We start from the raw sequence: 13,637 nt of genomic DNA, 5'->3' as shown, positions 1-13,637 counted from the left end.
GGGCATGTCCCGAAGCGCCGTCATTCCCGGCTCGACGCCCCAGACCTCCCGCGAGGAGCTGGCCAACAGTCTCACCCACGGCCTGGGCGCGGCCCTGGCCATCGCGGGCCTCGTGCTCATGGTGGTGGAGGCCGCCCTCCACGGCACGGCCCGGGACGTGGTGGGCGCGGCCATCTTCGGCTCGACCCTCATCCTGCTCTACCTCATGAGCACCCTCTATCACGCCTTCCGCGGCCCCCGCGTGAAGCTGGTGTTCAAGGTCTTCGACCACTCGGCCATCTTCCTGCTCATCGCCGGCACCTACACGCCCTTCTGCCTCTCGGCCCTGGGCCGCGTCAGCCCGGGCTGGGGCTGGACCGTCTTCGGCCTGGTGTGGGCCCTCGCCGTGGCGGGCATCACCTTCAAGGGCGTCTTTTACGGCCGCATCGCCAAGGTGGCCCTGCGCCCCGCCCCGGTGGACCACCTGCACGCGCTGCCGGACACCTCCGTGGACCCCGCCTTCGTGAAGCGCATGGGCTGGATCTCCACGGGCATCTACCTGCTCATGGGCTGGATCATCGTCATCGCCGCGGCGCCCCTGGGCCGCTCGCTGTCCGCCCACGGCCTCTACTGGCTCTTCGGCGGGGGCGTCTTCTACAGCGTGGGCGCGGCCATCTACAGCCTGAAGAAGCTGCCCTACCACCACGCCCTCTGGCACCTGTTCGTGGTGGCGGGAAGCGCCTGCCACGTCTTCGCGGTGCTCTTCCACGTCATCCCCGCGGCAGGCTAATCCATGCCACGAGGCCAGCAGTAAGGCCATAAAAACTTCCTGATGACCAGGAAGAGTAGGCCTGAAAGATCGAACCGCGAATGACGCGAATTAGCGCGAAACGCGTTTAGGATCGACCGCCTGGGCCTCCGGCCCCCAGTCGCGCAAGGCGCGGCTGGCCACACGCGGGGCGGGCTTGCCAGCTCTTGAATGCTGTCAGGCCCACCCCGCGCGTGGAGGCGGGGGCATGGTCATTCGCCATTCGCGCGCCCGCAGGGCGATTCGCGTCATTCGCGGTTGCATGTTTTTCTGGTTGAGCCAGGCCGACCACCAGGGAGGCTTTTAACTTGATGTCGCCTTGATCAGCGCCGCTCCGCCACCAGCACCAGGTCCGATGAGGCCGGACTCCAGGGTTCGCCGGTCATGGTGCCGAGGGCCTCGCGCACCTCGAAGCCCGCGGCGGCGAGCAGGGCCTCCACCTCGGCCCGGCGCCAGGCGCGCAGCTGGACCTCCTCGGCGGACACCACCTCCACGGGCGGCTGGGCGCCGGGACACCAGCGCAGACGCACGGGCGTGAAGGTCAGTCGGCCGCCGGGCCGGGAGGTCATCAGGCGCAGGAAGACCGTCTCCGCGCCGTCCTCCCCGGGCAGGACCACCGCGGGCAGGGCGCGCTCGCCGCGGTCCAGGATCCGGTCGTAGTTCAGGATCTGGAGCAGGAAGCGCCCGCCCGGCAGGAGCCGCGACGCCAGCCCCTCGAAGCACCGGCCCAGGTCCGCCTCCTCCGTGAGGTGCGGCAGGGTGTTGCCCACGCAGAGGGCCCCGCCCTGCCCCGCTTCCACCAGACCCGCCAGGTCCGTCAGGCTGCCCTGGAGGTAACGGCCCTGCGGATCGGCCTCGCGGGCCGCCCCGAGCTGGGCGGGCGAGGCGTCCACGCCGGTGGGCTCGAAGCCCAGCGAGGCCAGCAGGCGGACGTGCTCGCCCGTGCCGCAGCCCAGGTCCAGCACCCGCGGCGAGGGCGCCCCGGCCAGCACGCGCTGGAGGAGGGGCGCCTCGCGCTTCAGGCGCTGGGGCCAGTCGATGAGGCTCCGGTAGGCGATGCGGCCGTAGCGGTCGGGCTTGGGCTCCACGGCGTCAGATCCTCGGCCAGAGCCAGCCGAAGACGCCGGCGCTCAGCAGACCGTAGATGAGGCCGTCCAGCAGGTCCTTGAGCACGGCGCCACAGGGCTTGCCCATCCAGATTCCCGCCTGGACGCTGCCGCCGGCGTAGGTGAGGAAGGACACCGTGCCCACGACGCGGAACACCTGGAGGTAGTGGGTGCCCGCGCCCAGGGTGTGGCCCGCCACGTAGGCCGCCATGAAGGCCACGGCCGCCGCGAAGAGGAACCACTGGACCATGGCCTTGCCCATCTTGGGCACGCCGTTGGGGACCAGCACCAGGAAGCCCACGGGGCCTTCCTTGTACTTCTGCTGGACCTCGGGCTTGCCCATGTCCTTCATGTCGTTGCAGCGGGGCATCACGTACTGGCCGGGTTCGGGGGAGCCCTTGCGGATGGCCGCGCGGACCTCATCCTCGTTGGGCAGGGCGCGGTAGTCCGAGTTGTGCCACTTGAGCACCATGTGGATGAGGCTGCTGGCGACGAAGACGACGACGGCCGACAGCACGATGGGCAGCCAGAGATGGGTGAGCGGGACCATGGGGTGGACTCCTGTGAGGGGTTGGGGTGTCCGTAGGGTGGCCCTGGGTTCCCGGGCGCGTCAAGCCCGCTTCAAGCCTTCGGCCGCCGCGGCTTCCGGGGCCCGGGCGCGGAGCGGTGCCCCGTGTCCGCGTCCACGGCGTCGATCCACCCGGCCCGAGCGCCGGGGAAGGCATCCGCATAGGGCACGTAGGGTTTCAGGTCCAGCACCGGGGTGCCGTCCAGCAGGTCCACGCCCCGCAGGCGCAGGGTGCGGCCCTCCACGGCCACCAGCTCCACGCAGGAGAGGCCGATGGGGTTGGGCCGGTGGGGCGAGCGCGTGGCCAGCACGCCGCGCTTGGCCCGGGGCCCCCGCGGCGGTTGCACCAGGGGCGCCCAGCCTTCGCTCAGGTGGAAGGCGAAGAGGAGCCACACGCGCTCGAAGCCCTCCAGGTCGCGCAGCACCGTCTCCGGCAGCGAGAGGTCCAGCTCCAGCGTGGCCTCGGCCGGCGCGCCCGTCTCCGTGCCCTCGACCACCGTGGGCTGGTGGGGCGCATCGATGCGCGTCACGTAGGGCGAGCGCAGGATTCCGATGGGGTGGAAGGTGAAGGAGGCCATGCCGGAAGAGTAGCCTCCCGGCGGCTATCCTGGGGGCCATGGACGCCCTGAACCCCGCGCGCCGACCTGAGCCCCTGACAGAACCCAGGACGGAGCCGCTGACGCACCTCACCGTTGCCGGTCTGCGCCTCGAAATCCGCGACTTCCCCGCCACCGCCGAAGGACGGCCCACCCTCGTGCTGCTGCACGAAGGCCTCGGCTGCGTGGCCCTGTGGCAGGACTTCCCGCGGAAGCTGGCGGAGGCCACGGGATGCCGGGTGGTGGCGGGATCCCGAGCGGGCTACGGGGGCTCCGATCCCTACCCCGAGCCGCGCACGCCCCGCTACCTGCACCGCGAGGCGGAGGAGGCCCTGCCCGCCTTCCTCGCGGCCCTGGGCATCGAGCACCCGGTGCTCATCGGCCACAGCGATGGCGGCAGCATCGCGCTGCTCTTCGCCAGCGCCTTCCCGGAGGCGCCTCTGGGCGTGGCCGTCCTGGCCCCCCACGAATTTGTCGAGGAGGAGACCCTGGTGGGCCTGAGGGCGGCCCGGAAGGCCTGGACCGCCACGCACTGGCCCCGGAAGCTGGCCCGCCACCACGCAGACGCGGCCCGGGTGTTCCACGAGTGGAACGACACCTGGCTGTCGCCGGCCTTCCGCGACTGGAACATCGAGGCCTGCCTGCGCGACATCCGCTGTCCAGTCCTGGCCATCCAGGGCGAGGACGACGCCTACGCCACCCTGCGGCAGATCGATGTCATCGCCGAGCAGGTGGCGGGGACACGGCTGCTCAAGCTGCCCCGGTGCGGGCACGCCCCCCACCAGGATCAGGAGGCGCAGGTGCTCGCGGCGCTGGCGGACTTCATCGGCGGGCTGCCCCGGCGCTGAGGGCGGTTCACAAGCGGGAGGTGGCGCCGCCGCTGGCGGCCAGCGCCTTCAGGATCTCCACCACCTCGGCGGCGGACTGGGGCCGGTCCTCCGGGCGCTTCGCCATGAGCCGGGCCACCAGGAGGCCCAGGTCCGGGGGGAGGTCCGGCACGGCCTCGCCCAGGGACGGTGGTGGCGCATCCAGGTGCAGGGCCAGCAGATCCTCGATGCGGGGGGTGTCGAAGGGCGCGTTGCCGGCGCACAGCTCGAAGAGCATGACCCCCAGGGCGTAGAGGTCCGTCCGGGCGTCCACGGCCCCGCCGCGGATCTGCTCGGGGGACATGTATCGCGGCGATCCGATGAGGTTCCCGGAGTCCCCGGGCGCCGGGGTGGTGGCCGGCGCAGCGAGGCCGAAGTCCATGATCTTGGCGTCGCCCCGGGTGTCGAACAGCACGTTCGCCGGCTTGATGTCCCGGTGGACCACGCCCACGAGGTGGGCCGCCTCCAGGCCCTCGGCGACCTGGCGGGTGATCCGCAGCGCCAGCGGCAAGGGCAGCCGGCCGCGCCCTTCCAGCAGCTCCCGCAGGGTGGTGCCGCGCAGGTATTCCATCGTCACGAAGGGGATGCCCTCGCTCTCGCCGAAGTCGTGGATGCGGAGCACGTAGCGGTGGGTGATCCGCCGGGCCAGGCGGATCTCCTGCTTGAGCCGATCGAGGAAGGCCGGGACCGAGGCCAGGGCCGGCCGGACCACCTTCAGGGCCACCTCCTCGTCGAGCTGCAGGTCGCGCACCTGGAGGACCACGCCCATCCCGCCCCGGCCCAGCAGCCGTTCCACCCGGTAGCGGCCGGCGAAGGTCGCCCCGATCCGGAGCGGGTCGGGCAGCGGCTCGCCCGCCGGCATGGCCGCAGGCGGCGCCAGGCGCAGAGTGGCCTCGTCGTCGCGGACCGGCGGGGAAGACGCGGAGGGCCGCCGGGTCGCGGCGAGCAGGGCCAGGAGTTCATCCTTTGCCTTCAGCTCCGCCACCATCGACTTGAAGGTCCGGGTCAGCACGCCCACCTCGTCTTCGGTGGGAACGAGGGCCAGGGGCGCAGGATGCTCCCCTGCCGCCAGGGCCTCCGTGGCCGTGGCGAGCTCCTTCAGCGGGGCCGTCACCTTCCGGGCCGAGCGCAGGCTGAGGCCCAGGGTCACGAGGAGCCCCACGGCCCCGGCGGCGAGGATGGCCCGCTGGAGGTTGCGGAACGGCGCCAGGAGGGGATCCACGGGCATCAGCAGGACATCAGCCATTTCCAGGTCGAGGGCGTTCACGCCCCGGATGGGAGAAACCAGCCCCAGGTAGTTGAGCCCGCCCACCCGGAAGGGCAGCACGCCGGAGCCCTGGCCATCGAGGATCCGGCCCCGCACCGCCAGGAGCGACGGCTCCCGGGCCAGGAGGCGGTCCAGTTCCCCGGAGCCCGGGAGGGTGGCACCCAGCGTCTGGAAGCGGCTGAGCAGGGCCAGGTGGGGCGCGGGATCGCCCCGCTGGGGCCCGGCCACGGCCATGCGGCGCAGGTCCAGGGCGATCCGGTCATCCACCCGCACACCCACGAGCATGGCCCCGAGCGCGCGGCCCCCGGGAGATTTCAGCGACCGGGCCACCGCGTGGTAGACCCCGGGGCGGTTTCCCCAGTCCACGCGCAGGAAACCCCGGTAGGAGGGACCGGGATGGCCGGCCGCCTCGGCTTCCTCGGGGGCCAGGGCCATCTGCAGGATCCCCGCCTCCGGAAAGTCCGTGCGCCCGCCGGGACCGGTGGTGGCCAGCAGGGTGCCATCGGGCTTCACCACCAGGGCGAGGTCGGCCCCCAGGCGCGGCAGGTTATCCGCCAGCGTGTCCGCCAGGCTCGCGGAGGCGCCCGATTCCAGCGCCTGCTCCACGAGGGCGAGGTTACCCGAATATTCGGTGAAGACCTCCAGGCCCGCGTCCAGCGACCGTCCCTGCTGCTCGAAGGCACGCTCCACGACGTACCGTCCGGCGGAGAGACTCGCGGCCGCGGTGGCCCGGGCGCCGCGCTCCGCCTCGCTGTAGGCCACCCAGAGGATGAGCGCGATGAGGGCGGCGATGGCCGCCGCCTGCCGGAGGAAGAAGGTCCACGCCAGCGTTCGGTACCAGCTCATGGGCTGCGGCATCGGCCTTCCTTGGTCGGTGGCTATACTGGCTCGAATCTACCCCGGATGCCCAGCATGATTCGAGTCCCCGTGAACGGCCTGCCGACCCTGGCCCTGGCTCCGGCCCTGGCCTTGGCCCTGGCCGTCCCCCTGCGGGCGGGCGGACTGGAAGGCCCCGTGCGGCTGCACGAGAAGGATGGCCGGATCCGAGCCTCCCTGAAGGACTGCGTGGCCATCCTGGAGCCCATCGACGCGCCAGTGCCGCCGCCCGGGCCCTCGCGGCCCGTGGCCATCCGCACCCTGGGCAAGCAGTTCCAGCCCCGGGTCTCCCTGGCCACGCCCGGCACCGAGGTGACCTTCCCCAACCTCGACCACATCCTCCACAACGTGTTCAGCGTCACCCAGGGCAACCGCTTCGACACGGGCCAGTACCGGCCCGGGGACGCGCCGAAGGTGACGGTGGCCCGGCCGGGCCTCGTGAAGCTCTACTGCAACGTCCACCACCAGATGAACGCCTTCCTCTGGGTGGTGACGACACCCTTCGCCCAGGTGCTGGACGGCCGCGCCGGGGTGGCCTTCGACCGGGTTCCCCCGGGCACCTACCGGCTTCGCCTCTGGCATCCCGAATCCGGCGAGAAGGCCTGGACCGTGCGGATCGGCGCCGAGGTGGCCCATGGGAGCTGGGACCTGGACCTGTCCCTGCCCGCCCTGGAGCCCCACAAGAACAAGTTCGGACAGGATTATCCGCCGCTGGCGGACGACCGGGCCTACTGATCAGAACCGCTTCTGCACCACCAGCATCGTCCGGGTGACGGACTCATCCGCGCCGTCCGTCCGCTGCCGGAGCACCACCAGCGAGGCGATCCAGCGGTGGGGCAGCGGCAGGGACAGGTCGGCGCGGGGCCCCCGCACCCGCCGGTAGTACCACCACTCGTCGCCGTTCACGGGATAGAGGGTGCCCGTGGAGGACAGCCGCTGCCAGGTGAGGGCGAGCTGGGGCCAGTAGACCCGCTCGCGGCTGCCCAGGGCCACCTGGGCCTCCTCCGAGGTCTCGCCGGTCGCGCGGTTCCGGATGCCGGACCACCCGGCTTCCACGGGCAGGATCGCGTGCCAGGTGCCCGAGGCTCCCGCCGCGTCCACCACCAGGCGCTGGCGGGCCGCGGGATCATGGCCGGGCAACCGGCGGAGCCGCTCGTCGCCAGGATCCCAGGCCAGGTCCCAGCGCCCGGCATGGGCCGTCCAGGACCAGGGCCCGGTATCGACCCGGAGGACCAGCTGGCCGGCGGCGAGGTCCACCCGTCCGCCCAGGAGGTCGCGGACCCGGCCCGCCGCCACGCGGAGGCCCGCCTCCTCGAGCGTGCCCCCGGCGCCGCGCAGCCCGAATCGCCCACCGACACCCAGGAAGCGGAGGTCCGGATCCCACAGCGCCTGGGGGGCCAGGAGGCCGCTGCCCTGGAGCCCCAGGCTCAGGGAACCGAAGGCCCGCTCGGAGACCCACGAGGCGATCCCCCGCGCCACGTCCGCCTGGGTTCCATTGGAAGGCTGCTGATCCCAGCGGGCCGCGTTGAATCGGTTGCCATCGGAGCCCACGGCGGAGCGCGTGCCAGCCTCGACCCGCAGCGGCCCGGACTCCCAGGCCCAACGAAGGCGCAGCTGCGCGTCCACGCGGCGGAAGGCCTCCTCCGGAGCCCCCGGGGCCGAGAGGCGGTCCCCACGAAGGATCAGCTCCCAGGCGGGTACCCAGGGGTTGGCAGCCTCCGGGGCGAAGGGCGCGGTCTCCTGGCCAGCCAGGGCGACGGCCACCAGGGGGAGGGTCCAGCGGAGAAGCGTCATCGGCCTCCGAGGGGGAGTTTCCCGCGATGGTAGCCCACCGCCGCCATCTCGGGCATCTCTTCCCTGAAGCCTTCTCCGCGATGTCGTCCTCGAGGAACCGGAGGGTCTCCCATCTCCGGACCGGATCTGGAGGAAACCCACCCACGCCCCACGCTGGACCCATTCGACCCCGGGCCCCGACGCAGGGGCCCGCCCCCGAACTGGAGGCACCCATGCACACGCACCCGGCCAATCCCACGTGGCGTTCCCTCTCGACAGGCCTCCTCGGCGCGGTCCTGCTTGGCCTGGCGGCCTGCGGCGGGGGAGGTGGCGGCGGCACCAGCGCCCCGCCCCCGCCTCCGCCCACCTACCAGGTCACCAGCCTCGTGTCGGACCAGGCCACGGCCGGCGCCACCACCGACACCCACCTGGTGAACCCCTGGGGCCTGGCCTACGGCCCCACCACGCGGTTCTGGGTGGCCAACCAGGGCACAGCCACCGCCACGGTGTATGACGGGCTCGGCCAGCCCCTGGCGACCCCCCTCGTGGTATCCGATCCGCTCGCGGCGGGCCGCGTCGTGGGCGGCCCCACCGGCATGGTGTTCAACGCCAGCACCGGATTCCAGGGGGACATCTTCATCATGGCCTCCCTGGACGGATGCATCTCCGGATGGAGCGCGGGCACCACCGTCACCCGCCGGGTGGACCACTCCGCCTCGGGCGCCATCTACACCGGGCTGGCCCAGGGCACCTCGGCCAGCGCGACCTACCTGTACGCCGCCAACCTGGCCGGCGGAACCATCGACGTGTTCGACGCCGCCTATGCCCCCGTGACCCTGGCGGCGGGCGCCCTCGTGGATCCCACGCTGCCCGCGGGCTACTCGCCCTACAACGTGCAGGTGCTGGGCGGAAAGCTCTACGTGACCTACGCCCAGTACACCGCCGGGAACCCGCGGGAGACCACCGGTGCGGGGCTTGGCATCGTGAGCGTCTTCAACCTTGACGGCACCTTCGTCCAGCGCTTCGCCACGGGCGGCTCGCTCAACGCACCCTGGGGTCTGGCCCTGGCGCCCGCGAGCTTTGGCCCCTTCGGCGGCGCGCTGCTGGTGGGCAACTTCGGCGACGGGCGCATCACCGCCTACAACGCCACCACCGGGGCCCTGATGGGGCAGCTCATGGGGCCGACGGGCACGCCCCTCACCATCAGCGGCCTCTGGGGCCTGGCCTTCGGCAACGACACCTCGGCCGGGAAGTCCACCCAGCTCTACATCGCCGCGGGCCCGCAGGGCCAGACCCACGGCCTCTTCGCCACCATCAGCTACGGCGCCACCGGAACGGGCGGCGGCACGGGCGGCGGCCCTTACGGCTACTGACCTTGACGGGGGTATCTCCGAACCGGATGCTGGTCGTGACAGGGAGCCGGATGGGCAACTGGGATCTCGCCATCGCGCTGGATCGGTCCAATGCCGAGCCTCTGTACCTCCAGCTGGTGAAGGCCATCGAGGAGGGCATCCGCCACGGGCGCTTCAAGCCCGGGGATGCCCTCCCGGGGACCCGGGCCATGGCCGATCTCCTCGGCGTGAACCGGAACACCACGCTGGCCGCCTACCGCGAGCTCGAAGCCGAGGGCTGGATCGAGGCCTCTCCCGATCGCGGCACCTTCATCGCCCGGAACCAGCCCGTGGTCCTCGACGCCCCCGCGGGCATCGCCGCCCAGGACTCGGCCTCCTGGAAGCGGACCACGCCCCGGGAGGGCCCCTTCTTCCAGCCCGGCATGCCCGCGCCCGAGTCCTTCCAGCTCCTGCCGGACACCACGGACCTGCGGCTCACGCCCACGGAGGCCATCCACCGGGCCTACGGCCGCGTGCTGCGGCTGCATCCGGAGCGCCTGCTCCAGCCGGGCTGGGATCCGCGCGGCCTGCTGGACCTGCGGAACTCGCTCTGCAAGATGCTGCGTGACCTGCGCGGCCTCTCGGTGGAGGCGGGCAACCTCCTGCTCACCCGCGGCCTGATGAGCACCCTCAACCTGGTGTCGCGGGTGCTCTTCGGGCCCGGGGACGCGGTGGCCGTGGAGAACCCCGGGCAGTTCCGCGTGGCCGAGGCCTTCCGGGCCGCCGGCGCCCGGCTCTTCGCCGTCCCCGTGGACGCCCACGGCCTGGACGTGGAGGCCCTCGAGCTCCTCCTGCGCCGGGAGCCCATCCGCCTCCTCTACCTCACCACGGCCCCCCAGCAGCCCACCCAGGTGAGCCTGGATCCCGTCCGGCGCCAGCGGCTGCTCCAGCTCTCGGAAGCCCACGGCTTCCGCATCCTGGAAGGCGACCCGGCCCTTGGCTTCCACCGGGAGCGCAACCCGCGCCTCCCGCTGGCCAGCGAGGACCCCAAGGGCCGCGTGCTCTACTTCAGCAGCTTCGAGCAGATTCTCGCGCCGGGCATGCAGGTGGGCTTCCTGGCGGGCGAGGCGAGCCTCATCAAGACTCTGGCCCAGCAGCGCCAGCTCGTGGACTGGCCCGGCAACCTCGTGCAGGAGGCCACCATCGAGGAGACGCTGCGGGACGGTGAGATCGTGCGGCACCTGCGGCGCGTGCGGAAGCTCACGGACGAGCGGCGGGAGACCATGGTGGACCGCCTGCTGCTCCACCTCCACCCCGCCATCTCCGTGAAGAACCCGCGGGAGGGGCTCTCGCTGTGGGTCCGCGTGGCCGAGGGCGTGCCCCTCGAGGCCTGGACCGAGCGCTGCCTCGCCCACGGCGTGGTGGTCTACCCGGGGAGCCTGTACGACCTCCACCACCAGCCCGTGCCCTACCTGAGCCTGGGCTTCGCCGCCCACGACCTGGACGAGCAGAACGAGGCCTGCCGCCGCATGGCCCTGGCCCTGCAGGAGCTCGGGAGCCGCTGACGGGTACCATGGCGGCATGACCGACCAGCCCTCCCGACCCCCGCGCCGCCCCCGCTACAAGGGCACCCACCCCCGGCGCTTCGAGGAGAAGTACAAGGAGCTGGCCCCGGAGCGCTACGCCGAGGAGCAGGCCAAGGTGGCGGCCCGGGGGCACACGCCCGCCGGCACCCACCGGTCGATCATGGTGGATGAGATCCTCCAGGTCCTCGATCCCAAGCCGGGTGACGTGGCCCTGGACGCCACCCTGGGCTACGGCGGCCACGCCCGGGAGCTCCTGACGCGGCTCCAGCCCGGCGGGCGCCTCGTGGGCCTGGACGTGGATCCCCTGGAGCTGCCCCGCACCGAGGCGCGGCTGCGGTCCCTGGGCTTCGACGAAACCGCGCTGGTCGTGCGCCGCACCAACTTCGCCAGCCTCGCCAAGGTGGCGGCGGAGCTGGGTCCCTTCGACCTGGTGCTGGCGGACCTGGGCGTGTCCTCCATGCAGATCGACAACCCGGCCCGGGGCTTCACCTGGAAGGCCGAGGGCCCGCTGGACCTGCGTCTCAACCCCCAGAAGGGCCGCCCCGCCGCGGACCTGCTGGCCACGCTGGACGCGCCCGCCCTGGCGGAGCTGCTGGTGGAGAACGCCGATGAGCCCCATGCGGAGATCCTCGCGCCCGCCATCGCAGGCCTGCGGATCCGCACCACGCGGGAGCTGGCGGACCACGTGCACGCAGCCCTGCCCGGCCTCGAGGACGACGAGCTCAAGAAGGTCCTCCAGCGCACCTTCCAGGCCCTGCGCATCGCCGTGAACGACGAGTTCGGCGTGCTGGACCGCTTCCTGGCCCAACTACCCGGCGCCATGAAACCCGGCGGCCGCGTGGCCATCCTCACCTTCCACTCCGGCGAGGACCGCCGCGTGAAGAAGGCCTTCCAGCAAGGACTCCGGGAGGGCCTCTACGCGGAGGCCGCGCCCGAGCCCCTCCGCGCCTCGCCGGAGGAGCGTCGCGCCAATCCGCGCTCTACCAGCGCCAAGCTCCGCTGGGCCGTCCGGGTCTCCTGAGGGCCCGTGCCCAGCCAATCCGGAAAAGAAGAACGCGAATGACGCGAAAATGCCCTGCGGGCGCGCGAATGGCGCGAATGGGACTCGTCCCGCCCCGGACATCCCTTCACGGGCGGCGGCCATGGCGGCCCATGGAAGCCGCCCGGAGCCGCCGCCCGTGAAGCAGGCCGCGCTTTGCGCGCCCTGGGACCGCAGGCCCGGATGTCCTGCAACCGACACGCATGTGTTCGCCTTCGCATCCTTCAGCGCTTTTCTTCGCGTCCTTCGCATTCTTCTTTTCGATCTGGGGAGTCACTGATCGCGAGGGGAGTGCTCACTCCGAGCCCGCCAGCCTCCCGAGTTCCAGCGCGAAGCGCACCTGCTGCATCAGGCCCGCCAGGTTCCAGGCGGGGTCGTAGCGGTCCGAGGGGCGGTGGTAGTGGTTCAGGAAGTCCGAGGCCTTCGCCTGGGCTGCGGCCTTGTCACCCAGGTAGTCCCAGCCGCCGTCCAGCGAGAAGCCCGGCGACAGGGCGGGCACGCCCGCCTTCATGAAGGGGAAGTGGTCCGAGCGAAAGCAGAGGCCCGCGGGGTCCGCCTTCGGCGGCGTGATCACCAGGCCTGAATCGGCCGCCGCCCGGGCGCAGAGGGCGCGGGTGGCCGGATCATCCGAGCCCAGCAGGCCGATGTCGCGGGTGGGCCCCACCACGTTCAGGCTCTCGAGGTTGATGACGAGCCGGGTCTTCGCCAGGGGCCGCAGGGGCGAGGCCACGTAGGCGGAGGAACCCAGCAGGCCCTGCTCCTCCGCGCAGGGGAAGAGGAACAGCACGCTGCGCGGGAACGGCCGGGCCGCCAGCGCCTGGGCCAGGGCCAGGACCGCCGCGCAGCCCGTGGCGTTGTCCACGGCGCCAGCGTAGATGGCCCCGTCCGGCCGCTTGCCGAAGTGGTCCCAGTGGGCCGCGTAGATCACGCACTCGTCGCGGAGGGCAGGGTCCGTGCCCGGCAGGATCCCCGCCACGTTCCACTGCTCCAGGGAACGCACGGCGGAGCGCAGCGCTCCCTTGGCACGGAGGGGCAGCGGGGCGGGACGGAAGCCCGGTGCGTCGGCGCCCGCCGCGAGGGCATGGAAATCCTGGCCCGCTGCCGCGAAGAGGCGGACCGCGAAGGCCTCGGTGATCCAGCCCTGCATCGCGCCGGCCTGGCCGGAGCCCTCCCGCTGGAACCGCTCGCCGCTCCAGCTGTTCCGGACCACGGTCCAGCCGTAGCCGGCGGAGGCGTCCGTGTGCACCAGCAGCGCGCCCGCGGCGCCGCGGCGGCGGGCCTCTTCGAACTTGTAGGTCCAGCGTCCCTGCTCGTTTTCCGGCTGGCAGCAGAGGGGCATCGGCACGCCTCCCCGGCGGTCCCCCACGAGCATGACCAGGACCTTGCCGCGCACATCCAGCCCCTTGTAGTCGTCCCGGCCGGAGGCGCCGATGCCATGTCCCACGAAGACCAGGGGCGCATCCACGGACAGGGTCGCCTCGGCACCGGCGGCGCCCATCACCAGGTCCGTCCCGAGCAGGGGCGTCGTCAACCCTTTCGGCCCCTCGAAGGCGAGGCCGCTGGCGGCCTCCTCCAGTCGCACCCCCGAAAGGCACACGCTCTGGCGGAAGCTGGACCCGTTCGCGGGCTGTAGGCCCACCGCCTGGAGCTGGGTCTCCAGGTACCGCACGGCCAATTCCCCGCCGCGCTGGCCGGTGCCCCGGCCCTCCAGCACGTCATCCGCCAGGAAGGCCAGGTGGGCGCGCAGGGCGCCCTCGTCCACCGGAGGTCGCTGGGCCAGCAGGCCCGAGCAGGCGAGGGCGAGGCAGAGGACGGTTCGCATGGTGGGCTCCGGGACCACCT

Annotated in this window: 12 protein-coding genes; 6 read left to right on the top strand and 6 right to left on the bottom strand. The window is 72.4% G+C overall.

Going from position 1 to position 13,637, the window contains the following annotated elements; genetic code table 11:
- Positions 1-4 precede the first annotated feature (4 nt).
- Complete coding sequence (gene trhA, locus MLG87_RS09135; RefSeq protein ID WP_243294875.1) at positions 5-769, top strand: PAQR family membrane homeostasis protein TrhA; 765 nt, start codon at positions 5-7, stop codon at positions 767-769.
- A gap of 341 nt (positions 770-1,110) precedes the next feature.
- Here the strand turns inward: trhA and MLG87_RS09130 are convergent, their stop codons facing one another.
- The 3 genes from MLG87_RS09130 to tsaA form a co-directional block, all read right to left on the bottom strand.
- Positions 1,111-1,875: a class I SAM-dependent methyltransferase gene (locus MLG87_RS09130; protein WP_243294874.1), complete on the bottom strand. Its 765-nt coding sequence runs from the start codon at positions 1,873-1,875 to the stop codon at positions 1,111-1,113.
- A 4-nt stretch (positions 1,876-1,879) separates the two neighbouring features.
- A complete protein-coding gene (locus tag MLG87_RS09125) occupies positions 1,880-2,443 on the bottom strand; it encodes a hypothetical protein (protein WP_243294873.1) in 564 nt (187 codons plus the stop codon).
- Between the two features lie 71 nt (positions 2,444-2,514).
- Positions 2,515-3,039 carry a tRNA (N6-threonylcarbamoyladenosine(37)-N6)-methyltransferase TrmO gene (gene tsaA, locus MLG87_RS09120; protein WP_243294872.1) on the bottom strand — a complete coding sequence of 175 codons (525 nt, stop codon included), beginning with the start codon at positions 3,037-3,039 and terminating at the stop codon, positions 2,515-2,517.
- 38 nt (positions 3,040-3,077) lie between these two features.
- Here tsaA and MLG87_RS09115 point away from each other — a divergent pair, with 38 nt between their 5' ends.
- On the top strand, positions 3,078-3,905 hold the full coding sequence (locus tag MLG87_RS09115; protein WP_243294871.1) for an alpha/beta fold hydrolase: 828 nt from the start codon (positions 3,078-3,080) through the stop codon (positions 3,903-3,905).
- Between the two features lie 7 nt (positions 3,906-3,912).
- On the opposite strand, the gene MLG87_RS16120 is transcribed toward MLG87_RS09115, so the two are convergent.
- Complete coding sequence (locus tag MLG87_RS16120; RefSeq protein WP_279341190.1) at positions 3,913-6,048, bottom strand: serine/threonine-protein kinase; 2,136 nt, start codon at positions 6,046-6,048, stop codon at positions 3,913-3,915.
- A gap of 54 nt (positions 6,049-6,102) precedes the next feature.
- On the opposite strand from MLG87_RS16120, the gene MLG87_RS09100 reads away from it, so the two are divergent.
- Positions 6,103-6,801, top strand: a complete 699-nt coding sequence (locus MLG87_RS09100; RefSeq protein ID WP_243294870.1) for a cupredoxin domain-containing protein — start codon at positions 6,103-6,105, stop codon at positions 6,799-6,801.
- Here MLG87_RS09100 and MLG87_RS09095 read toward each other — a convergent pair whose 3' ends face one another.
- Positions 6,802-7,860 (bottom strand): hypothetical protein, encoded by a 1,059-nt coding sequence (locus MLG87_RS09095; protein ID WP_243294869.1) that lies wholly within the window; start codon positions 7,858-7,860, stop codon positions 6,802-6,804.
- A 212-nt stretch (positions 7,861-8,072) separates the two neighbouring features.
- On the opposite strand from MLG87_RS09095, the gene MLG87_RS09090 reads away from it, so the two are divergent.
- From MLG87_RS09090 to rsmH, 3 genes are read left to right on the top strand one after another with little or no spacing between them, the layout of a single operon-like run.
- Positions 8,073-9,212, top strand: a complete 1,140-nt coding sequence (locus tag MLG87_RS09090) for a TIGR03118 family protein (RefSeq protein WP_243294868.1) — start codon at positions 8,073-8,075, stop codon at positions 9,210-9,212.
- A gap of 50 nt (positions 9,213-9,262) precedes the next feature.
- The gene (locus MLG87_RS09085) at positions 9,263-10,735 is read left to right on the top strand and encodes an aminotransferase-like domain-containing protein (protein ID WP_243294867.1); all 1,473 of its coding nucleotides are present in this window, start codon (positions 9,263-9,265) and stop codon (positions 10,733-10,735) included.
- 16 nt (positions 10,736-10,751) lie between these two features.
- Entirely contained in the window at positions 10,752-11,777 is a 1,026-nt protein-coding gene (gene rsmH / locus MLG87_RS09080) for a 16S rRNA (cytosine(1402)-N(4))-methyltransferase RsmH (protein WP_243294866.1), read from the top strand.
- A 313-nt stretch (positions 11,778-12,090) separates the two neighbouring features.
- On the opposite strand, the gene MLG87_RS09075 is transcribed toward rsmH, so the two are convergent.
- On the bottom strand, positions 12,091-13,617 hold the full coding sequence (locus MLG87_RS09075) for a M20/M25/M40 family metallo-hydrolase (protein ID WP_243294865.1): 1,527 nt from the start codon (positions 13,615-13,617) through the stop codon (positions 12,091-12,093).
- Between the last annotated feature and the right edge of the window lie 20 nt (positions 13,618-13,637).

Source organism: Geothrix mesophila (assembly GCF_022808835.1).
Lineage (GTDB): Bacteria > Acidobacteriota > Holophagae > Holophagales > Holophagaceae > Geothrix > Geothrix paludis.
The sequence above is the reverse complement of the archived record's forward strand: the minus strand, read 5'-3'. Positions and strand labels throughout refer to the sequence as shown.